This window comes from Streptomyces sp. R44 (assembly GCF_041053105.1).
Classification (GTDB): Bacteria; Actinomycetota; Actinomycetes; order Streptomycetales; family Streptomycetaceae; genus Streptomyces.
Map to the genome: position 1 here is coordinate 5,352,036 of NZ_CP163444.1, position 20,993 is coordinate 5,373,028.

Annotated in this window: 20 protein-coding genes; 10 read left to right on the forward strand and 10 right to left on the reverse strand. The window is 73.6% G+C overall.

Translation table 11 applies throughout. From position 1 onward, the window contains the following. Positions 1-26 precede the first annotated feature (26 nt). The 3 genes from AB5J54_RS25050 to hutH all read left to right on the forward strand — a co-directional run bounded on the left by AB5J54_RS25050 (position 27) and on the right by hutH (position 3,730). Complete coding sequence (locus AB5J54_RS25050; RefSeq protein ID WP_369146144.1) at positions 27-815, forward strand: enoyl-CoA hydratase/isomerase family protein; 789 nt, start codon at positions 27-29, stop codon at positions 813-815. Between the two features lie 109 nt (positions 816-924). Then, positions 925-2,088 carry a diguanylate cyclase gene (locus AB5J54_RS25055; protein WP_369146145.1) on the forward strand — a complete coding sequence of 388 codons (1,164 nt, stop codon included), beginning with the start codon at positions 925-927 and terminating at the stop codon, positions 2,086-2,088. A gap of 100 nt (positions 2,089-2,188) precedes the next feature. Continuing rightward, the gene (gene hutH, locus AB5J54_RS25060; RefSeq protein WP_369149450.1) at positions 2,189-3,730 is read left to right on the forward strand and encodes a histidine ammonia-lyase; all 1,542 of its coding nucleotides are present in this window, start codon (positions 2,189-2,191) and stop codon (positions 3,728-3,730) included. 73 nt (positions 3,731-3,803) lie between these two features. Here hutH and AB5J54_RS25065 read toward each other — a convergent pair whose 3' ends face one another. Then, positions 3,804-4,073, reverse strand: coding sequence for a hypothetical protein (locus AB5J54_RS25065; protein WP_369146146.1), 270 nt, complete (start codon positions 4,071-4,073; stop codon positions 3,804-3,806). 111 nt (positions 4,074-4,184) lie between these two features. Here AB5J54_RS25065 and AB5J54_RS25070 point away from each other — a divergent pair, with 111 nt between their 5' ends. Together AB5J54_RS25070 and AB5J54_RS25075 are read left to right on the forward strand one after the other, a co-directional pair. Further along, the gene (locus tag AB5J54_RS25070) at positions 4,185-4,523 is read left to right on the forward strand and encodes a hypothetical protein (RefSeq protein ID WP_369146147.1); all 339 of its coding nucleotides are present in this window, start codon (positions 4,185-4,187) and stop codon (positions 4,521-4,523) included. A gap of 182 nt (positions 4,524-4,705) precedes the next feature. Beyond that, a complete protein-coding gene (locus AB5J54_RS25075; RefSeq protein ID WP_369146148.1) occupies positions 4,706-5,974 on the forward strand; it encodes an Ig-like domain-containing protein in 1,269 nt (422 codons plus the stop codon). A gap of 56 nt (positions 5,975-6,030) precedes the next feature. Here AB5J54_RS25075 and AB5J54_RS25080 read toward each other — a convergent pair whose 3' ends face one another. Next, positions 6,031-6,876, reverse strand: coding sequence for a helix-turn-helix domain-containing protein (locus AB5J54_RS25080; protein ID WP_369146149.1), 846 nt, complete (start codon positions 6,874-6,876; stop codon positions 6,031-6,033). 128 nt (positions 6,877-7,004) lie between these two features. Here AB5J54_RS25080 and AB5J54_RS25085 point away from each other — a divergent pair, with 128 nt between their 5' ends. Together AB5J54_RS25085 and AB5J54_RS25090 are read left to right on the forward strand one after the other, a co-directional pair. After that, positions 7,005-8,057 carry an NAD(P)-dependent alcohol dehydrogenase gene (locus tag AB5J54_RS25085; RefSeq protein WP_369146150.1) on the forward strand — a complete coding sequence of 351 codons (1,053 nt, stop codon included), beginning with the start codon at positions 7,005-7,007 and terminating at the stop codon, positions 8,055-8,057. A gap of 79 nt (positions 8,058-8,136) precedes the next feature. Continuing rightward, on the forward strand, positions 8,137-8,484 hold the full coding sequence (locus AB5J54_RS25090) for a DUF1330 domain-containing protein (RefSeq protein ID WP_369146151.1): 348 nt from the start codon (positions 8,137-8,139) through the stop codon (positions 8,482-8,484). A 62-nt stretch (positions 8,485-8,546) separates the two neighbouring features. Here AB5J54_RS25090 and msrA read toward each other — a convergent pair whose 3' ends face one another. The 4 genes from msrA to AB5J54_RS25110 form a co-directional block, all read right to left on the reverse strand. Continuing rightward, positions 8,547-9,209, reverse strand: a complete 663-nt coding sequence (gene msrA / locus AB5J54_RS25095) for a peptide-methionine (S)-S-oxide reductase MsrA (protein WP_369146152.1) — start codon at positions 9,207-9,209, stop codon at positions 8,547-8,549. A gap of 32 nt (positions 9,210-9,241) precedes the next feature. Beyond that, positions 9,242-10,369, reverse strand: a complete 1,128-nt coding sequence (locus AB5J54_RS25100) for a hypothetical protein (RefSeq protein ID WP_369146153.1) — start codon at positions 10,367-10,369, stop codon at positions 9,242-9,244. Positions 10,370-10,411: 42 nt separating this feature from the next. Then, positions 10,412-12,058: a M48 family metallopeptidase gene (locus AB5J54_RS25105; protein WP_369146154.1), complete on the reverse strand. Its 1,647-nt coding sequence runs from the start codon at positions 12,056-12,058 to the stop codon at positions 10,412-10,414. 140 nt (positions 12,059-12,198) lie between these two features. Beyond that, entirely contained in the window at positions 12,199-13,308 is a 1,110-nt protein-coding gene (locus AB5J54_RS25110; RefSeq protein ID WP_369146155.1) for a hypothetical protein, read from the reverse strand. Between the two features lie 72 nt (positions 13,309-13,380). On the opposite strand from AB5J54_RS25110, the gene AB5J54_RS25115 reads away from it, so the two are divergent. After that, positions 13,381-14,535: a cystathionine gamma-synthase gene (locus tag AB5J54_RS25115; protein WP_369146156.1), complete on the forward strand. Its 1,155-nt coding sequence runs from the start codon at positions 13,381-13,383 to the stop codon at positions 14,533-14,535. Between the two features lie 76 nt (positions 14,536-14,611). Here the strand turns inward: AB5J54_RS25115 and AB5J54_RS25120 are convergent, their stop codons facing one another. From AB5J54_RS25120 to AB5J54_RS25130, 3 genes are read right to left on the reverse strand one after another with little or no spacing between them, the layout of a single operon-like run. Then, a complete protein-coding gene (locus tag AB5J54_RS25120; RefSeq protein WP_369146157.1) occupies positions 14,612-14,863 on the reverse strand; it encodes a hypothetical protein in 252 nt (83 codons plus the stop codon). Then, positions 14,860-15,330: a sigma factor-like helix-turn-helix DNA-binding protein gene (locus tag AB5J54_RS25125; RefSeq protein WP_369146158.1), complete on the reverse strand. Its 471-nt coding sequence runs from the start codon at positions 15,328-15,330 to the stop codon at positions 14,860-14,862. Before AB5J54_RS25125 ends, AB5J54_RS25120 begins: the two co-directional genes overlap by 4 nt. A gap of 31 nt (positions 15,331-15,361) precedes the next feature. Then, entirely contained in the window at positions 15,362-15,883 is a 522-nt protein-coding gene (locus AB5J54_RS25130) for a MarR family winged helix-turn-helix transcriptional regulator (protein ID WP_369146159.1), read from the reverse strand. A gap of 149 nt (positions 15,884-16,032) precedes the next feature. On the opposite strand from AB5J54_RS25130, the gene ilvA reads away from it, so the two are divergent. Beyond that, positions 16,033-17,262 carry a threonine ammonia-lyase gene (ilvA, locus tag AB5J54_RS25135; protein ID WP_369146160.1) on the forward strand — a complete coding sequence of 410 codons (1,230 nt, stop codon included), beginning with the start codon at positions 16,033-16,035 and terminating at the stop codon, positions 17,260-17,262. 45 nt (positions 17,263-17,307) lie between these two features. On the opposite strand, the gene AB5J54_RS25140 is transcribed toward ilvA, so the two are convergent. After that, positions 17,308-17,892: a helix-turn-helix domain-containing protein gene (locus AB5J54_RS25140; RefSeq protein ID WP_369146161.1), complete on the reverse strand. Its 585-nt coding sequence runs from the start codon at positions 17,890-17,892 to the stop codon at positions 17,308-17,310. A 239-nt stretch (positions 17,893-18,131) separates the two neighbouring features. On the opposite strand from AB5J54_RS25140, the gene AB5J54_RS25145 reads away from it, so the two are divergent. Continuing rightward, the gene (locus AB5J54_RS25145; protein ID WP_369146162.1) at positions 18,132-20,960 is read left to right on the forward strand and encodes a BTAD domain-containing putative transcriptional regulator; all 2,829 of its coding nucleotides are present in this window, start codon (positions 18,132-18,134) and stop codon (positions 20,958-20,960) included. Positions 20,961-20,993: the final 33 nt, after the last annotated feature.

The following is a 20,993-nucleotide window of genomic DNA, read 5'->3' on the forward strand; positions in this document are numbered from 1 at the left end:
GGCCCGAACCGGGAGGGTGTGGGGTCATGTCCGAGCAGCGCTTTGGTGAGTTCGTGGCGGTCCGGAAGGGCGGTCACGTCGCGGAGCTGGTCCTCGACCGGCCCAAGGCCATGAACGCCGTCTCCTCCGAGATGGCCCGCTCCATCGCCGCGGCCTGCGAGGCCCTCGCCGCCGACCCCGAGGTCCGCGTCACCGTCCTGACCTCCTCGAACGACCGCGCCTTCTGCGTCGGCGCCGACCTGAAGGAGCGCAACTCCTTCACCGACGCCGAGCTCCGCCGCCAGCGGCCCACCGCCCGCGCCTGCTACACCGGCGTCCTGGAGCTGCCGATGCCGACCGTTGCCGCCGTGCACGGCTTCGCCCTCGGCGGCGGCTTCGAGCTCGCGCTCGCCTGCGACGTCATCGTCGCCGACGCGACCGCCGTCGTCGGCCTCCCCGAGGTCTCCGTGGGCGTCATCCCCGGCGGCGGCGGTACGCAGCTGCTCCCGCGCCGGGTGGGTGCGGCGCGCGCCGCCGAGCTGGTCTTCACGGCCCGCCGGGTGGAGGCGGCGGAGGCCCGTGAGCTCGGTCTCGTCGACGTCCTGGGGGACGACGCCCGGACGGCGGCCCTGGAGCTCGCCGGGCGGATCGCGGCGAACTCGCCGGTCGGCCTGCGCGCCGCGAAGACGGCGATGCGGCTCGGTCAGGGCCTGGACCTGCGGGCGGGCCTGGAGGTCGAGGACGCGGCCTGGCGCACGGTGGCCTTCTCGGGCGACCGCGCGGAGGGCGTGGCGGCCTTCAACGAGAAGCGGAAGCCGAACTGGCCGGGTGAGTGACGCCCCGACGCCGGCCTCCCCTCATTCGATTCTTACCGTTTTGTACCAAATGTGACTTACGGTGACGTCTCGGAAGGGAAAACGGATCAAACCTCCCTAAGCTGGAGGAATGGGTGAGGACGTGCGGCTGCGGGCCGTAGTGGCGCTGGCGCAGGGGATGGCGGCGGCGCACACTCCGCGTGAGTTCTGGCGGGCGGCGGCGCTCGGGGCCTGCGAAGGGCTCGACGGGAGCTTCGCCGCCTTGTCCGTCTGGCAGCGGGACCACGGCCGGCTGAAGGTCCTGGTGAACGCCGGGGACCGGGCCGTGGGCGAGGAGGAGTTCCCGGACTCGGAGACGTATCCGGTGCACCAGTTCCCCGAGATCACCGAGTTCCTGCACGAGCAGTGGGCGGGCGGCGGCGAGCCGGACGCCTGGGTGGAGACCGCCGCCGATCCCGTCGCCACCGGCCGGGTGACGGGCCTGCGGCGGCGGGGGCGCGGCTGCTGCGTGGTCGCCCCGATCGTGCTGCACGGGCGCGCGTGGGGGGAGCTGTACGTGGCCCGACCGCCGGAGGAGAAACCTTTCACCCGCGCGGACGCCGATTTCGCGACCGTCCTGGCGGCCGTCGTCGCCGCCGGCATCGCCCAGGCCGAGCGCCTGGAGGAGGTCCGCAAGCTGGCCTTCACCGACCCGCTGACCGGCCTGGCCAACCGGCGGGCCGTCGACACCCGGCTGGACGAGGCGATCGAGCGCTACCGGGCGGACGGCTCCGTGGTGAGCCTGCTGGTCTGCGATCTGAACGGCCTCAAGCGGGTCAACGACACCCACGGCCACGCCGTCGGCGACCGCCTCCTGGAGCGCTTCGGCTCGGTCCTCTCCCGCTGCGGCGCCATGCTCCCCGGCGCCCTCGCGGCCCGCCTCGGCGGCGACGAGTTCTGCCTGCTCACCGTCGGCCCGTCGGCGGACGAGGTCGTCGCGGTCGCCGAGGAGCTGTGCGTACGGGCGGCGGAGCTGGAGCTCGGCGAGGGGGTGGCCTGCGGGGTCGCGTCCACCGGCGACCCCATCGGGCCGCTCAGGTCGGCCCGCCGCCTCTTCCGGCTCGCCGACGCGGCCCAGTACCAGGCCAAGGCCGAGCGCTCCTCGAAGCCCGTCGTCGCGGGCCGCGACGGCACGGTCATCCGCCTCGCCGACGCTCCTCCGGGAGCCCGTGACCGCCGCCGCTTCCGCGACGCGCCGACGGTGGCCTTGCCGCCGGCGGAGCCGCCGCCGGGGGAGTCGCCTGCGGACCCCTGAGCGCGGGTGCGGTGCGGTAAGGGGTCGTCCCGTGTGGGGACGGTGACAAAATCACCTAGTGACATGCACGTCTTCAATCCGTAGGGTGCTGAATATGGATATGCAGACAGTCGTCCTCGGCACGTCCGGCACGACCCCGCAGGACGTCATCGACGTCGCCCGCCACGGCGCCCGCGTCGAGCTGTCGACCGAGGCCGTGAGCGCCCTCGCCGCCGCCCGTGACATCGTCGACGCGCTCGCCGCCAAGCCCGAGCCCGTCTACGGCGTCTCCACCGGCTTCGGCGCGCTCGCCACCCGTCACATCGGCCACGAGCTCCGCGCCCAGCTCCAGCGCAACATCGTCCGCTCGCACGCCGCCGGCATGGGCCCGCGCGTCGAGCGCGAGGTCGTGCGCGCCCTGATGTTCCTCCGCCTGAAGACCGTCGCCTCCGGGCACACCGGCGTCCGCCCCGAGGTCGCCCAGACCATGGCCGACGTCCTCAACGCCGGCATCACCCCGGTCGTCCACGAGTACGGCTCCCTCGGCTGCTCCGGCGATCTCGCCCCGCTCTCCCACTGCGCCCTCGCGCTCATGGGCGAGGGCGACGCCGAAGGCCCCGACGGCGTGGTCAAGCCCGCCGGCGAGCTCCTCGCCGCCGCCGGCATCGCGCCCGTCGAGCTCAAGGAGAAGGAGGGCCTCGCCCTCCTCAACGGCACCGACGGCATGCTCGGCATGCTGATCATGGCCCTCGCCGACCTCGACACGCTCTTCAAGTCGGCCGACGTCACCGCCGCGCTCTCCCTCGAAGCCCTCCTGGGCACCGAGAAGGTCCTCGAGCCCGAGCTGCACGCCATCCGCCCGCACCCCGGCCAGGCCGCCTCCGCCGCCAACATGCTGGCCGTCCTCAAGGGCTCCGGCCTCACCGGCCACGCCCAGGCGGGCGAGGCCCCCCGCGTCCAGGACGCCTACTCGGTGCGCTGCGCCCCGCAGGTCGCCGGCGCCGGCCGCGACACCATGGCCCACGCCCGGCTCGTCGCCGAGCGCGAGCTCGCCGCCGCCGTCGACAACCCGGTCGTCCTGAGCAGCGGCGAGGTCCGCTCCAACGGCAACTTCCACGGCGCCCCCGTCGCGTACGTCCTCGACTTCCTCGCGATCGCCGCCGCCGACCTCGGCTCGATCGCCGAGCGCCGCACCGACCGGCTCCTCGACAAGAACCGCTCGCACGGCCTCCCGCCGTTCCTCGCGGACGACGCCGGCGTCGACTCGGGCCTGATGATCGCCCAGTACACGCAGGCCGCCCTGGTCAGCGAGATGAAGCGGCTCGCCGTCCCGGCCTCCGCCGACTCCATCCCGTCCTCCGCGATGCAGGAGGACCACGTCTCCATGGGCTGGTCCGCCGCCCGCAAGCTGCGCACCGCGATCGGCAACCTCAACCGGATCATCGCGGTCGAGCTGTACGCCGCCACCCGGGGCGTCGAGCTCCGCGCGGGCCTGACCCCGGCGCCCGCCTCGCAGGCCGTCATCGAGGCCCTGCGCGCGGCCGGCGTCGAGGGCCCGGGCCCGGACCGGTTCCTCGCCCCCGACCTGGCCGCCGCCGACGCCTTCGTGCGCGAGGGGAAGCTGGTCGCGGCCGTGGAGCCGGTCACCGGCCCGCTGGCGTAACCACGTCACCACGGCGGACACGGAAGGGCCGCCCCCGGCATCGGGGGCGGCCCTTCCCGCGTCCGTACGAAGGTCAGTAGGCGCGGCCCCGGCGCCGCATCGCAAGCGCCACGAAACCCGCCCCGACCCCCAGGAATCCGGTCCCGCCGAGGAGATACGGCGTGGTGTCCCCGCCCCCCGTCTCGGCCAGCCGTCCGTCGTCCGTGACGTCGGCGTCCTGGGTCACCCCGATCCGCGCTCCGCCCTGCTCGTCGGTGGCGTTCGCGGACGGCACGAACCACAGGGCGCACAGCAGCGTCCCCGCGGCGGTGGCGGTCAGCAGTGGGCGTCGGGCGGCGGACACGGAAATTTCGATCCCCCTTGCGGAAACCGCGAATTGGTCGGTGCGCCGATGCTACGGAACACAGCGGGTCGCGGGAAAGCCGAGACCCTCCGGCCCCCTACGCTCCGACCCATGAGCACATCTGAGAACGCACGCTATGTCCGCCTTCGCGTCGATGTCGTCCTGGAGATCGACGGACCGGCCGAACTGACCGAGGCCGCCGAGGCCCGGATCGACGCCGACGAGTTCATGCCCGAGGAGGAGCGGGTGCACGCGCGCGAGGCCGCCCGCGAGGACAGCGCCGAGGCGCTCGCCTATCTCGTCGAGCCCTTCGACCTGATCCGCGACGTCCCCGGCATCGAGATGGTCCAGGCCTCCTGGTCCAGCGAGGAGATCGATTACGACCCCGATGCGCTGGAGTGGGACCTCGGCGAGGAAGATGGTGCCGAGGAAGACGACGACCAGCCGTAAGGCCGGTATCCGCCCTGTTCGCGGGCCCCGGGACGCCGTCCCGGGGCCTTCCTGCGGCCATGGGAACCGGATGCTCCGCCCGTGCGTGTGGATCAGTGGTGTTCCCCACAAACCCTCCGGTCACGGAACCGGACGGGGTGTCATGGGCGTTCATAGAAGATGTTGGCAGGGAATCGGCGACGATGGAGAAGCGTGTGATGACGGTCGGCAAGCGCCGCCGGAGCCTGGCGGCCGCGGCCGCGGTGCTCGGTGGCGTACTCGTGCTCTCGGCGTGCAACGACGGGGACAAGGGCGGCAGCGCCTCCGGTTCCGCGACGCCGCAGTCGCAGGCCCAGGTCGACGAGGCGGCCGCGCAGAAGACCTCCAAGGCGCAGATCACCATCGCGCCGAAGAACGGCGCGCAGAACGCCTCCATCAACAACGACGCCAAGGTCACCGTGGCCGAGGGCAAGCTCACCGAGGTCACCATGACCTCCGCCGAGGGTGACACCGTCAAGGGCGACATAGCGGCCGACGGGCTCAGCTGGAAGCCGAGCGGGCCGCTCAAGCGGGCCACGGTCTACAAGATCGCCGCCACCGCCACCGACGCGGAGGGCCTGGAGGCCCACGAGAACTCCTCGTTCACCACCGTCTCGCAGGCCAACAGCTTCATCGGCAACTTCACGCCCGAGGACGGCTCGACCGTCGGCGTCGGCATGCCGGTCTCGATCAACTTCAACAAGGCGATCACCGACAAGAAGGCCGTCCAGGGCGGCATCACCGTCACCTCCAGCTCCGGCCAGGAGGTCGTCGGCCACTGGTTCAGCTCGACGCGCCTCGACTTCCGTCCCGACGCGTACTGGACCGAGGGCTCGACCGTCACGCTGAAGCTGAACCTCGACGGCGTCGAGGGCGCCGACGGCGTCTTCGGCGTCCAGCAGAAGACCGTCACCTTCAAGATCGGCCGCAACCAGGTCTCGACCGTCGACGTCGCCACCAAGACCATGACGGTCAAGCAGGACGGCAAGACGATCAAGACCATCCCGATCTCCGCCGGCTCCCCGGAGAACACCACCTACAACGGTCAGATGGTGATCTCCGAGAAGTTCAAGGAGACCCGGATGAACGGCGCCACCGTCGGCTTCACCGACGACGACGGCAAGGGCGAGTACGACATCAAGGACGTGCCGCACGCCATGCGCCTGTCCACCTCCGGCACCTTCATCCACGGCAACTACTGGGGCGCGCGGTCGATCTTCGGCAGCGTGAACACCAGCCACGGCTGCGTCGGCCTCGCCGACGTCAAGGGCGCCGGCGACCCGAACCAGACGGCCGCCTGGCTCTTCGACCACTCGCTCATCGGCGACGTCGTCATCGTCAAGAACTCCAACGACAAGACGATCAAGCCCGACAACGGCCTCAACGGCTGGAACATGAGCTGGTCGGAGTGGAAGGCCGGCTCCGAGGTCTGACCCACGGACGCACGCGAACGGCGGCCCCCTCGACGCGAGGGGGCCGCCGTTCGGCGTCACCGCAGGGCGTGCTCCGCGCCCCAGCTGGCGAGCAGCCCCAGCGCCTCCTCCGAGGGCGAACCGGGCTCCGCGTGGAAGGTCACCAGGCACTGCTCCGGGTCGTCGGCCAGCATCAGCGTCTCGCACCACAGCGTCAGCTCACCCACCAGCGGATGGTGCAGCCGCTTCGCGCCGTGCCCCTTGTCCTTCACATGGTGCGCCGCCCACAGGCTCCGGAAATGCTCGCTCTTCACCGACAGCTCGCCCACCAGCGCCGAGAGCAGCGGATCGTCCGGATGCCGGCCCGCGTCGAGCCGCAGATAGCTCACGACCTCGCAGGCCTTCTGCTCCCAGTCGACGAACAGGTCCCGGCAGTTGTCGCCCAGGAAGAGGAGCCGCGCGATGTTGCGCTCCTCCGGCGGCAGCGCGGCGACGTCACCGAACAGCGCGGCGGCCATCCGGTTGGACCCCAGGACGTCCGTGCGCCGCCCCACGACGTACGCCGGAACCCCCGTCATCGCGTCCATCAGCTGCTGGACGCCCGGCCGCAGCCGCTGCGGCCGCGACGGCCGCTTCCGCCCCGGCGCCGGCTTCGCCAGCCGCGTGAGATGGTCCCGCTCCGCCTCGCTCAGCCGCAGCGCCCGCGCGATCGAGTCGAGGACCTCCATGGACACGTTCCGCCCGTTGCCCTGTTCGAGCCGGGTGTAGTACGCCACGGACACCCCGGCCAGCTGCGCCAGCTCCTCGCGGCGCAGCCCCGGCACCCGCCGGTGCCGCCCGAACTCCGGCAGGCCCACGTCCCGCGGCTTCAGCCGGGCCCTCCGGGAGCGCAGGAATTCACTGAGTTCGGCACTGAGATCCATACCGCCCCATTATCGCCGCCGGGCCGCACGGACGGACGTACGTTCCTGACCCTGCCAGTGGTAGGCACACCGGTCGTAGGCAGAACAGGTGGCTGGGTACGGTCCTCGCGCTCCGGCAGGCTGGACGCATGACCACGAACGTGACCACCGTCCCCGCGTACGCCGCACCCGCCGCCAACGCCCCGCTGGAGCGCACCACCGTGCCGCGCCGGCCCGTCGGCGAGCACGACGTCCTCATCGAGATCAAGTACGCCGGAATCTGTCACTCGGACATCCACCAGGCCACCAACGGCTGGGGCGAGGGCATCTTCCCGATGGTCCCCGGCCACGAGATCGCCGGCATCGTCGCCGAGGTCGGCCCCGGCGTCACGAAGTTCAAGGCCGGCGACCGCGTCGGCGTCGGCTGCTTCGTCGACTCCTGCCGAGAGTGCGAGTACTGCCTGCGCGGCCTGGAGCAGTACTGCGTGAACGGCATGACCGGCACGTACAACGCCCTCGACAAGAACGGCGAGCCGACCTACGGCGGCTACTCCACCCACATCGTCGTCGACGAGAACTACACCCTGCGCATCCCCGAGGGCATCGGCCTCGACGAGGCCGCCCCGCTGCTCTGCGCCGGCATCACCCTCTACTCGCCGCTCGCCCACTGGCAGGCGGGACCCGGCAAGAAGGTCGCGATCGTCGGCCTCGGCGGCCTCGGCCACATGGGCGTCAAGATCGCCCATGCGCTCGGCGCCGAGGTGACCGTCCTGAGCCAGTCGCTGCGCAAGCAGGAGGACGGCCTGAAGCTGGGCGCCGACCACTTTCACGCGACCTCCGACCCGGAGACCTTCACGAAGCTCGCCGGCACCTTCGACCTGGTGATCTCCACGGTCTCGGCGCCGCTCGACTTCGACGCCTACCTGAGCCTGGTCAAGACGGACGGCGCCCTGGTGAACGTCGGCGCCCCCGAGGAGCCCGTCAAGGTCGGCCTCTTCTCGCTCATCGGCGGCCGCAAGACCCTCGCGGGCTCCATGATCGGCGGCATCGCCGAGACCCAGGAGATGCTCGACTTCTGCGCCGAGCACGGCCTGGGCGCCGAGATCGAACTGATCCGCGCGGACCAGATCAACGCGGCGTACGAGCGGGTCGTGAAGAGCGACGTCCGCTACCGCTTCGTCATCGACACGGCGACCATCTGACGCCCCCGGGCGTACGGCGGCCGGGGCATGACGTCCGGGGTAATCGACCCGGTACGGCATGCCCCGGCACGCTTGCGTCATGACCGCATACGCCATCGGAAACCTGCACCCGAAGCCCGTCCTCGACGAGGAGGTCTTCACGTACATGGAGCGCATCCAGGACACCCTGGACCCCTTCGGCGGCCGCTTCCTCGTCCACGGCGCCCCCGCCCGCGAGGTCCGCGAGGGCACCTGGCCCGGCGCCCTCGTGATCATCGGCTTCCCGACGTACGAGGACGCCCGCGGCTGGTACGACTCCGAGCCCTACCGGGCCCTGATCCCGCTCCGCACCCGCCACATGGCCGGCGACGTCCTCCTGATCGAAGGGGTCCCGGAGGGGTACGAGGCGGCGGCCACCGCGGCCCGGCTGCGCGCGGCCGTCAACTGACCTCGGCGCAGAGCGGATCGACCTGAGGCGGCGGCCGGTCCTGACTCCGGGGCCCGCGAGCCCTACTCGGCCTCGGCGACCCCGATCGGGCAGGAGACGCCCGTGCCGCCGATGCCGCAGTAGCCCGCCGGGTTCTTGTCCAGGTACTGCTGGTGGTACCCCTCCGCCGGATAGAAGGGGCGGGTCTCGTCGGCCGGGAGGACCGTCGTGGTGATCTCGCCGTAGCCCGAGGCCGTCAGGACCTTCTGGTAGGACGCGCGGGACGCCTCCGCCCGCTCCGCGTGGGACGGGGAGTGGGTGTAGACCGCCGAGCGGTACTGGGTGCCCACGTCGTTGCCCTGGCGGAAGCCCTGGGTGGGGTCGTGGGACTCCCAGAAGAGCTTCAGGAGCGACTCGTACGAGACCTTCGCCGGGTCGAAGACGACGCGGACGACCTCGGTGTGCCCGGTCAGGCCCGAGCAGACCTCCTCGTACACCGGATGCGGCGTGGAGCCGCCCTGGTAGCCGACGAGGGTCGTCCAGACGCCCTCGGTCTGCCAGAACTTTCGCTCGGCGCCCCAGAAACAGCCCAGCGCGAAGTCGGCGACCTCAAGGCCCTCCGGGTAGGGGCCGAGGAGCGGGTTGCCGAGGACGGTGTGGCGCTCCGGGACGGAGAACTCCGGCTCGGACCGGCCCGGCAGGGCCTGCTCGGGGGTGGGGAGGACGGGGGTGCGGGACAGGAACATGCTGCATCTCTCCTCGACGTTCGGCAGTCCTGTCAACGCCGCGGGGGCGGGCTGGATTCCCCGGACGCGGCGTGCCCCGCGCAGTCGTCGCGGGCCCGGCAGAACTCCTCCGCCGGGTCCGTCTTGTACCGCCAGGGCAGGGCGCCGACGTAGCCGTCGACCAGCCGGAACTGCTCCATCGCGGCCGTGTGCCGGTCCTGGAGCCACAGGTAGTACGCCAGCACGTGCCGGGCCTCCGGGAGGCGCGGGTGGGCCGGGTCGGCGGCGGTCACGTCCGCCAGGAGCGCGTCCACCGCCGCGTACATCTCCGGGGTCCGGTCGGCATCCGTCGTGTCCGAGGCGTCGTGCTCGAAGTGGGCGATCAGCGGGAGCGCCGTGAGCAGGCTGCCGCGCGGGGCGCCCGTCGCCGCCCGCACCGCGAAGGCCCGCGCGAGCTCCGCGGAGCCGCACCACTTGCCGCACCAGTACTGCAGCGCCGCGAAGTGCGCCTCGTAGTGGTGCGGGGCCCGGTCCGTGACCTCGCGCCAGAGCCGTCGCAGCTCCTCGTGGGGCAGGCCGAGACCGAGCGCCGTCCAGATCTCGCCCACGTACGGCGAGGGGTCCTCGGCCGGCGCCAGGGCCACCGCGCGCGTGTGCTCCGCCCGGGAGCCGGCCAGGACCCGGCGGAACCCTTCCTCCTGCTCGGCGGTGGTGTCCTCGTCCCGCCGCCCGCCCCGTACGTTCCACGCCAGGAACACCGTCCCGCGCGCCCGCACGAGCGCGGCCCCCGGGTCGGCCGGTCGCGCCGCCTCCCAGGCCCGCAGCCATCCGTCCTCCTCGGCGGCCAGGTCCGCGAGCCGCTCGCAGAGCGCCGCGCGGCCCTCCCAGTCACGGGCCTCCGCCGTCGCGTCGAGCAGCCCGGCGGCGGGCGTCCAGTCGCCGGCCCGGGCGGCCGCGAGCGCCACGGTGAGGTCCGGCGGTCGAGGGCCCGCGAGGTCGGTGTGCTGCCGCTCGGCGGGCAGAAGGCCGAGCGCGGCGACGCGGGACGCGGTCTCCCCGGCGGCCGGATCCGTGCGCACGTCCCTGGCCAGGCCGCGCACGATCGCGACCAGGAAGACGAGGGCGACGGCGGCCACGCAGAGCGCCAGGGGGGGCAGGACGATCCAGAGCAGTACGGCCACCGGGTGACTTCCTCGGTACGGGGGAGAGCGGGGTTACGGGGGTCAGCCTGCGGCCAGCAGCGTGCGCAGCCGCTCGGTGTCCGGGCGGTCCGCGATCGCCGCGTCCAGGGCCGCCGGGAGCTCCTCGGCGTATCCGTCGGGCAGCAGCAGGGACGTGGGGGCCGACCAGGAGAACTGCCAGCGGGCCCGGCCGTCCACGGCGAGCACGGTCGTCAGGAGGCGGGCGAGTTCGCGGCGCAGCGAGGAGCGGGCGAACTCGCGGGCCGCCCGGCCGGTCGCGGCGGCGGCCTCCTCGGACTGGGGGAGCCGGTCGACGAGGCCCCAGACCGTACCGGCGTCGACGGCGTCGAGGAACGCCTCGACCTCCAGCCGCAGCCGCTCGGCCTGATCGAGCCCGTCGAGTCCGTAGAGCCCTGCGGCTCCGGCCGCCCCCGTCGGCTCCCCGAGCGCCTCCCGCAGCTCCTCCGTGTCCCGTACGTACCTCGCCGTCATCGCTTCGTGAACCAGGTCCGGCCAGTCGAGGCGGCGCATCCGCAGGGCCTCGGGGGCCAGGGTGGCGTCCTCGACCTCGGGCAGGGCCTTCTCGGGCGAGGCGAGCAGCGCGAAGGCCGGGCGGTCCGCCTCCGCGGCCCGGCCGTCGTCGGGCAGGGACTCGATCGTGGCGACGCGCTCGGCGGTCGGCGGGTGCGAGTCGTAGGGCGTGGCGGGTTCGGCGGGCAGTTCGACGTGCGTCCCCGCCAGTTCCTCCGCGCGGGCTTCGAGCAGGTGGCGCACCCCGCCGAAGACCTCCCCGCGCGGCGGTAGCATCCCGAACTCGACGCCGAGGGTGGCGTACGCGTTCAGGTAGAACTCGTGGGCCGCGTCGAGCGCCGGGAGCGCGCGGAGCGCCGAGGCGGTGGCGTCGCGGCCCGCGATGCGGGCGGCGGCGAGGTCGGCGGCGCTCTCCTGGCGGCGGGAGTCGCTCAGGGTGGCGCGCAGGGAGAAGCGGCCGTACTCCGTGTAGATCCGGGCCATCACGCGGTAGGTGAGGCCGACGCCGGTGGTGTCGACCTTCCTGGCCGTCCTGCCCTTGGCGACCCGTCGGGCGGACTTGCGTTCCTGCCGGGCGCGTTCCCTGGCGACCTTGAGGCCGGCCTTCTCCTCGAAGCGTTCGACGGTACGGGCGACGTGGAGGCGGCTGCGTTCGGTGATGCCGGAGAGCCGGGTGTCGGAGTGGGCGTAGTGGCCGAGCTCGTGGGCGAGTACGGCGCGCAGCCGGGCCTCGGAGAGTCCGGCCACGAGGGGGAGTCCGAGGTAGAGGCGGCGGGTGCCGCCGAGGAGGCCGAGGAGGCGGGCGTCCTCGGTGACGGCGGCGTTCATGTCGGCGGTGAGCCGGATCTCGTCGGGCGCCCGGGTCCCGACGAGCGCGGCGAGTTCCCGTACGGCCGCCCAGAGCCGGGGCTCCTCGGCCTCGGTGACGGGGACGCCGCCGACGCCCTCGTCGCGGGGGGTGCGGAGCATGAGCATGCCGCGGACGACGGGGACGGCGAGCAGGAGGCTGACGGCGTACGTCTTCAGTGCCCAGACGGCCGGAGCCCACCGCCAGGCCACCCAGTCGAGCGCGCCGAGCAGGGCGAGCAGGAGGAGGCCGAGCAGATGGAAGCCGGCCAGCAGGACGAGGGCGCGCAGCGCGCGCAGAGTGGCGCCCATCGGGCAGATTCCCCCCCACGGGAAAGGTGTGACGATCATCGTACGAGCAGGTGGGGGGAGCCCGGATCATCGCCCTCGGGGGCGGACACCGTCCACCCGGATTCCCTGGGTTCACGCAGGTGGAGGCCGGTTCGAGGGGCTCAGCGGGGCAGGGTCGCCGGGCTGCCGCCGTTCGCCTCGTACCCCGCGACCGCCAGGTTCCGGAAGACCGTGTACTCCGCCGCCGGGTCGCCGTTCAGCGTCCACGGGACCGCGCCCACGTGCCCGTCGACGAGGACCAGCTGGTGCATGGCCTCCGCCCAGCGCTGCGAGCGCACCAGGAACCAGACGAGGAGGTGGCGGACGTGCGCCAGCATCGGGTCGTCGGGGCGGGCCGAGTGGACCGCGTACAGCGCGCCGTCCATGGCCTTGGACACCACCGCCGTACGGAAGAAGTCCTGCACGAGCACCACGTCCGGCACGTGCTCGAACACCGCGAACAGCGGCAGCGCGGCGAGCAGCGAACCCCGCGGGGCGCGCGCCGCGGCCGTCGTCGCGAAGTGGTCGGCCTCCTCGCGCGAACCGTGCCACTTCTCGCACCAGTAGTGCAGGGCCGCCAGATGCGCCCCCATGTGCTCCGGCGCGCGGTCGATCACCTTCGCCCACACCTGGTCGAACTGCTCGTGGCCGTAACCGAGTCCACGCGCCACGGCCAGCTGCGTGACGTACGGGACCGGGTCGCCGGGGGCGAGGAGCGCCGCCTCCTCGGTGACCTTCAGGGCCTCCTCCAGGATGATCCGGAAGTCGTCCGTCCCGGCCGACGAGGACCGCCACGCCTGCTGCACCAGGAACTCGCCGTGCACCGCCGCGCCGCCCGCGTCCTTCGGCGCCTCCGCCCGCCAGGTCCGCAGCCACGCCCCGCCGGCGCCGGGCCGCTCCTGGAGCTCCAGGGAGGCCGCGCCCGCGAAGGCCTGGACGCGCTGCCAGCGCACCTCGCCGTCGGTGCCGGTGGCGGCGAGCAGCCGCGAGGCCGGCCGCCAGTCCTGGGTGGCCTGGACGACGTCGAGGACGTGCAGGAGCTCGTCGTCGGCGCCGGGCAGCCGCACGTCCTGGTCCTCCTGCCGCACGAAGCCGTACGCCTCCGGGTCCGCCGCGTCCGGCGCCCCCGGCGCGACCTGCCGGATCCCTCCGCCGCCCCGGCGGCGCAGCACGAAGGGACCGAGGACGCCGAAGAGCAGACCGAGCGCGATCAGGAACCAGAGAATCTCCATGTGTCCATTGTCCAGGACACCCGGTGAGACGTTTGAAGCGGCGGGAGGCGTACGGGACTACGCTCCTGACCCATGAGCGACCAGCACTCCCATCAGAGCTTCGAGACCCGCGCGATCCACGCGGGCAACACCGCCGACCCGCTGACCGGCGCGGTCGTCCCGCCCATCTACCAGGTGTCCACCTACAAGCAGGACGGCGTGGGTGGGCTGCGCGGCGGTTACGAGTACAGCCGCAGCGCCAACCCGACCCGTACCGCCCTGGAGGAGAACCTCGCGGCCCTGGAGGGCGGCCGGCGCGGCCTCGCCTTCGCCTCGGGCCTCGCGGCCGAGGACTGCCTGCTGCGCACGCTCCTCGTGCCCGGCGACCACGTGGTCATCCCGAACGACGCCTACGGCGGCACGTTCCGGCTCTTCGCCAAGGTCGTGCAGCGCTGGGGCGTCGACTTCTCCGTGGCGAACACCTCGGACATCGACTCCGTGCGTGCCGCGGTCAACGACCGCACCAAGCTGATCTGGGTCGAGACCCCCTCGAACCCGCTCCTCGGCATCACCGACATCGAGGCCGTCGCCGGCGTCGCCCGCCAGGCCGGCGTGAAGCTCGTCGTCGACAACACCTTCGCCTCGCCGTACCTCCAGCAGCCGCTGGCGCTCGGCGCGGACGTCGTCGTGCACTCGCTCACCAAGTACATGGGCGGCCACTCCGACGTCGTCGGCGGCGCCCTGGTGACCGCGGACGAGGCGCTCGGCGAGGAACTGGCCTACCACCAGAACGCGATGGGCGCGGTCGCCGGTCCCTTCGACTCGTGGATCGTGCTGCGCGGCATCAAGACCCTCGCCGTGCGCATGGACCGGCACAGCGAGAACGCCGAGAAGATCGCCGAGATGCTCACCCAGCACCCGAAGGTCACCCAGGTCCTCTACCCGGGACTGCCGGAGCACCCGGGGCACGAGATCGCGGCCAAGCAGATGCGTTCCTTCGGCGGCATGATCTCCTTCCGCGTGCAGGGCGGCGAGGAAGCGGCCGTCGAGGTCTGCAACCGGGCGCAGCTCTTCACCCTCGGTGAGTCGCTGGGCGGCGTCGAGTCCCTCATCGAGCACCCGGGCCGGATGACCCACGCGTCCGTCGCCGGCTCCGCCCTGGAGGTCCCGGCCGACCTGGTCCGCATCTCGGTGGGCATCGAGAACGTCGAGGACCTGCTCGCCGACCTGCGCCAGGCGCTGGGCTAGCAGTACTCGCGGTGACGGCCGGGTGTTCCCGTACGCCTCGGGGGCACCCGGCCGTCCCCTCGCGCCGGAGGCGTGCTCACCAGCCTTCGAGCGGCGGAGTCGTCTCCGCCGGCGGGGCCTCCCACGGGTGGGCCGTCGACGCCCACACCATGAAGGCCAGCACGGCGAGCGCGCCAAGCACCCACAGCACCCGCCGTACCCGCCGGGCGTGCTCGCGCCGCCGGGCCCCCCGCTCGGCCGCCCGCAGCGCCAGGTCGCGGGGGACCGGCGGGTGCGGGGTGTCGAGCAGCCGCCGGACCGCCGCCTCCTTGTCCTCGTAGCGGCTCACGCGGCGGCCCCGGTGCCGCCCCGGGCCGCGGCCCTCAGCGTGGCGACCGAGCGGGCGCAGACGACGCGGACCCGGGTCTCGGACAGGCCGAGCAGCGCCGCGACCTGCTCCTCCGCGACCCCCTCGTACAGCCGCAGGACGACGACGAGCCGCTCCTGCGGGGAGAGCACGGCGAGCACCCCGTCCTGGCCGCCGTGGTGCCGCCAGGCGGTGCGGGCGAAGCGGGCGGCGAGATCGCGCCGCGCGAGGTCGTAGGGGTCCTCGTCGCGCAGCCGGTCCCACACCGCGTACGTGTGTGCCAGGGCGGCGGTCAGCAGGGCCTGGGCGTACGGGTTGCGGGCGCGGGTCTCGGCGGTCAGCAGCGTCGCGGCATGCAGCAGCCGGCCCGCGGCCCCGGCCACGAACGCCTCGAACTCCCTGGTGCGGCGGGCCTGTTCGGTGCTCCGTCCGCGCTGCTGCTCTCGCACCTCCTCATCTGAGGACAGCGCGGGGGCGGGGTCAAGAGGTCTGCGCGGAGTCCGTCCCGGCCGGCGCGTGGCCCGTGTGCGCCGACTGCCGTGCGGACAGGGCCGTGTTGAAGCGGGTGAGCAGGGTGCAGAAGGACTCCCGCTCCTCCGGCGTCCAGCCCTCCGTCACCTCGACCATCAGCTGGCGGCGCGAGGAACGGACCTCCTCCAGGCGCGCGAGACCGCGCGGCGACAGCTGGAGGACGACGGCCCGGCCGTCCTCCGGGTGCGAGGTGCGCTTCACCAGGCCGGTGTCGACGAGCGGGGCGACCTGACGGGTCACCGTGGAGGAGTCGATCCCCATGCCCGCCGCGAGCGCCTTCACCCCCATCGGCCCTTCCTGGTCGAGGCGGTTGAGGAGGAGGTAGGCCGCGCGGTCCATGGAGTTGCGGAGCTGGCCGGTGCCGCCGAGGCGGGTCTGCTCGGCACGGCGGGCGAAGACGGCCACCTGGTGCTGGAGGGCATCGAGGAGACCGGGGTCGAGCGCAGTCGTCATGTCCTGAGATGTGGGCATGGCTGTGGGTCTCTCTCGTGCGGGGGTGGTCGGTCGGTGGGGGACAGAGTACGCGGCCCCGCCGGGGTCCGTACCGGGGCTGCGCAAACCCGTTCGGCGGCCCGCCCTCCGGGCGGCCACGGGGGCCGTGAGCTGCGAGACTTGCTGTCATGAGCTTCCGTATGCCACACCCCTTGCACCGGCTGATGCTCGACGACGTGCGGGGGGCGCAGAAGATGCTGGCCGGGGTCGCCAGGATGACGGCGATGGAGGGCAGCCGCCATCTGTCCTCGCTGGTGGGAGCCCCGGTCCACCTCAAGTGCGAGAACCTCCAGCGGACCGGTTCGTTCAAACTCCGCGGGGCGTACGTACGGATCGCCGGGCTGCGGCCCGAGCAGCGGGCGGCCGGAGTGGTCGCGGCCTCCGCCGGGAACCACGCGCAGGGCGTCGCGCTCGCCTCGAAGCTCCTCGGCGTGCACGCCACCGTCTTCATGCCGGTCGGCGCCCCGCTGCCGAAGGTCGCGGCGACCCGCGACTACGGCGCGGACGTCCGGATGCACGGCCACGTCGTCGACGAGACGCTCGCGGCGGCCGAGGAGTACGCCCACGAGACGGGCGCGGTCTTCATCCACCCCTTCGACCACCCCGACATCATCGCCGGACAGGGCACCGTCGGCCTGGAGATCCTGGAGCAGTGCCCCGAGGTGCGGACGGTCCTCGTCGGCATCGGCGGCGGCGGGCTCGCGGCCGGCATCGGGCTCGCGGTGAAGTCGCTGCGCCCGGACGTGAAGGTGATCGGCGTCCAGGCGGAGGGCGCGGCCGCCTACCCGCCCTCACTGGCCGCCGGGCGCCCCGTGGTCATCGAGTCGCCGGTGACGATGGCCGACGGGATCAAGGTCGGACGCCCGGGCGACGTGCCCTTCGCCCTGATCCAGGAGTACGTCGACGAGGTCCGTACGGTCTCCGAGGACGCGCTCTCCTCGGCGCTGCTGCTCTGCCTGGAGCGGGCGAAGCTCCTGGTCGAACCGGCGGGCGCGAGCCCGGTGGCCGCGCTCCTCACCGACCCGACGTCCTTCCGGGGTCCGGTGGTGGCGGTCCTCTCCGGCGGGAACGTCGACCCGCTGCTGCTCCAGCGGATCCTGCGGCACGGCATGGCCGCCGGGGGCCGCTACCTGAGCCTGCGGCTGCGCGTCACGGACCGGCCGGGGGCGCTCGCGACGCTGCTCGCGGTCCTGACGGTGGTCGACGCGAACGTCCTGGACGTCAGCCACGTACGGACCGATCCGCGCCTCGGCCTGACGGAGGCGGAGGTCGAGCTGCACCTGGAGACGAAGGGCCCGGAGCACTGCCGGGAGGTGGAGGAGGCGCTGCGGGACGCGGGGTACACGGTGCTCGGCTGACCTCCCGGCGTGCACCCGCGTCCGTCTCCTCCGCTCCCCGTCGCCTCAGACCCCCCTGCGGCCCCGCGCCGCCCGGCTGAGGACGCCCACCAGACCGCCGCCGACCAGCGCCCCCGCCGCGATCAGGCCCAGCGGCCGGCCGAGGTCCGGCAGGCCCGACTCCCGCCGGGGGGCCGGGAGCACCGGGACGCGCACCGGCTCCCCGCCCCGTACGCCCTCGTGGTGGGCGGCCGCCGCGCGCGCGGCCGTCTCGTGCGCGAGGGAGCGCTCCAGGCGGAGCAGCAGCGGGCGCGGGTCCGTCCCGGCGGCCGCGGCGAACTGCTCGACGGCGACCCGGGTCGGCAACTGCTTCTGGTTCAGGAACCGTTCCCAGGAGGAGCGGCTGTAGTGCGTGCGCTGCGCGAGCTGGCCGTAGCTCAGCTCGGTGGCGCATTTGATGCGGCGCATCTCGGCGGCCAGCTCGGCCCAGGGCGTCGTCGTCTCACCGCCCTCGCACCCCGCGCACCCCCGGTGGCCCGTCGTCCCCGCCCCGCCGGTTCTGCCCGCCCCGCCCGTCGCCCCCGCCCCGCCGGTTCTGCCCGCCCCGTTCGCCCCGCTGGTCCTGCCCGTGCCGTGTGCGCCGACCGCCATCTCAAGCTCCCCGTCGTCGTCGTACTCCGTGCGAGGACCCCAGCTTCACCCCCGGGACCAACGGCCCGCCAACAGCGCGCCAACGGGTGTCCCGGATCCCGTCCGGGACACCGGGACGGGCCGGCACGGCGCCGCGCCCACCCTGCGGAACTGCGCCACGTTCCGGCCGCCCCGGGCCTACGATGCGTCCGTCGGATCACCTCCCTGGCGGCGGGTGAACGGCAAGGGGGAGGGGCGCCGTGCGATTCGGGCTGCTGGGTTCGTTCGTCGTGGAGGACGCCGGGGGCACACCCCGGCCGGTGGGGACGCCGAAGGCGCGGGCCCTCCTCGCGGTGCTCCTGATGCGGCCGAACTCCCTGGTGTCCTGGGACACCGTGAAGGCCGCGATGTGGGGGGAGTCGGTTCCGGCCACCGCCCGCGCCTCGCTCCACAACCACGTCGCCCGCCTGCGGCGCGTCCTCGACGCCGACGAAGCGACGGAGTCCCGCATCCAGGTCGCCCCCCTCGGCTTCCGCCTGCGGGTCGGCGAGGACGAGCTGGACGTCACCCGCTTCGACGACCTCCTCTGCCGGGCGCGCGCGGCGAGACTCGCCAAGGACTGGACCGCCGTCGCGGCCCTGACGGGATCGGCGCTCGCCCTGTGGCGCGGCGAGCCGCTCTCCGACGTCGTCCTGCCCGACACCGAGCGCGGACCGTTCGTCCGGCGCCTGGACGAGGCCAGGCTCCAGGTCCTGGAGTGGCGCTACGAGGCCGATCTCCACCTGGGCCGCCACCAGGGCATCGCCGCCGAACTCGCCGAGCTCGTCGCCGCCCATCCGCTGCGGGAGACCTTCCACGGCCAGCTGATGCTGGCGCTCCACCGCAGCGGACGGCAGGCCGACGCCCTCCTCGCCTACGACACCGCGCGCCGCACGATCCGCAGCGAGCTGGGCGTCGACCCGGAGCCGGGGCTCGTGGAACTGCACCGGCGCATCCTCCGGCTCGACCCCTCGCTCGCCGTGGCCCCACCGGCGCCCGAGGAGCCGCCCGCCGCCGTCGGGACGAGCGCCGCCACCGCGCCCGTACCGCACCAGCTGCCGTCGGCGATCGCCGACTTCACCGGCCGGGAGGAGGAGCTCGCGCGGATCGTCGGCGAGCTCGCCGCCACCGACCGCCCCGAGGGGGCGACCGTCCTCGTCCACCGGGTCTCCGGCGGCGGCGGGATGGGCAAGACGACCCTGATGGTGCAGGCGGCGCACCGGATCCGCGAGCGGTTCCCCGACGGGCAGGTCTTCCTCGACCTGGGCGGCATGACCACGATGCCGATGACCACCGAGAGCGCCCTCGGGCTGCTCCTCCGGACCCTCGGCGTGGCCCCGGAGGGGGTGCCGGACGGGGTGCAGGCCCGCAGCGCGCTCTTCCGCAGCCTCGTCGCCGGCCGGCGGATGCTGATCCTCCTGGACGACGCGGGCGACGCGGCCCAGATACGGCCCCTGCTGCCGGGCACCGCGGGCAGCGCCGTCCTGGTCACCAGCCGCCGCCGGCTGGTCAGCTTCCCGGGCGTACGGATCGACCTCGGAGCCCTCCCGGACGACGCGGCCCACCGTCTCCTCGCCTCGATCGTCGGGGAGGAGCGGGTCACGGCGCAGCCGGAGGCGACGGCGGAGGTCCTGCGCGCGTGCGGCGGGATGCCGCTGGCCCTGCGCCTCGCGGGCTCCCGGCTCGCCGCCCGCCCCGCCTGGTCGGTCCAGGACCTGGCCCACCGGCTGCACAGCCACGGCCGTGTCCTGCGCGAGCTGTACGCCGACGACCTGCACGTCCGCACGGCGCTGCAGATGAGCTACGAGCTGCTGCTCCAGGAGCCGGCGGGTCTCGACGGTCCGGCGCGGGCGTTCCGGCTGCTCGGGCTGATGCCGAGCGTGGCGTTCGGCGTGGAGGCGGCCGCGGTCCTCCTCGGCTGCGACGAGCTGTGCGTGGAGGACTGGCTGGAGGCGCTCGTGGACGCCCATCTCCTGGAGTCCCCCGCGCCGGGCCGCTACCAGTTCCACTGCCTGGTCCAGGCGCTCGCGAGGGAGCTCGCCAAGGAGACCGACACCGAGGAGGAACGGCTGCGGGCCGTCGAGCGCCTCGTCACCTGGTGCCTGCGCGGCGCCGACGCGGCCACCGCCCGCCTCGCGCCCTCGGCCCGCCGCGTACCCCTGGAGCCGGGGCCGGAGCCGAGCGCCTTCGCCGGCTACGACGAGGCCCACGCCTGGTGCGAGCGGGAGCGGGAGCTCCTGGTCGCCGCGGTGTCCCTGGCGCACGGGGCCGGCCTCCACGCCCTCGCGTGGAAGCTGGCGGCCTCCCTGTGGGCGTACGTCAGGCTCGGCCGGAGCGACGACTGGCAGTGCACCCACCTCACGGGCCTCGCGGCGGCCCGGGCCGCCGGGGACGAACGGGCCGAGGCGTGGATGCTGAACGGACTGGGCAACGGCCGGATGCAGGCGGGCCGCCCCGACGAGGCGATCGACCACTACCGTCAGGCGCTCCGCATCCACGAGGGGAAGCCGGACCGGGACCGTGAGCTGGGGGCCGTCCTCAGCAACATCGGCACCTGCTGGACCGACCTCGGCGACCACCGGTCCGCGCTCCGCCACTACCGGCAGGCCCTCGTCCACGATCCCGAGTCGACCGCGACCATGAACAACACGGCGGACGCGCTGGCCAACCTGGGCCGCCACGACGAGGCCCTGGCCGCCCTCGACGAGGCGGAGCGGATGCAGCGCGCGGCCTGTGACCGGGTGAGCCTCGCGATCGGCCTGCGGATCCGCGGCGACGTCCTGCGCGGGGCCCGGCGTCCGGCGGAGGCGGTCGAGGCGTACCGGAGCGCGCTCGTCCTCCAGCGCCAGGGCGGGCACCTGCACGGTGAGGCGGTCTCGCTGTTCGGTCTCGGGGACGCCCTCGCCGACCTCGGCGAGCGGGCCGAGGCCGTGGCCTGCTGGGAGAGGTCGCTGCTCGGCATGGAGCGGGTCGGTGACGCGGGCAGGGCGGTCGAGCTGCGCCGGCGGCTGGTGGAGATTCACTGGGCGGGAGCCGCTCCGCAATCCTAGGATCGGGAGGAAACGCCCTAAATCTCCCTGGGG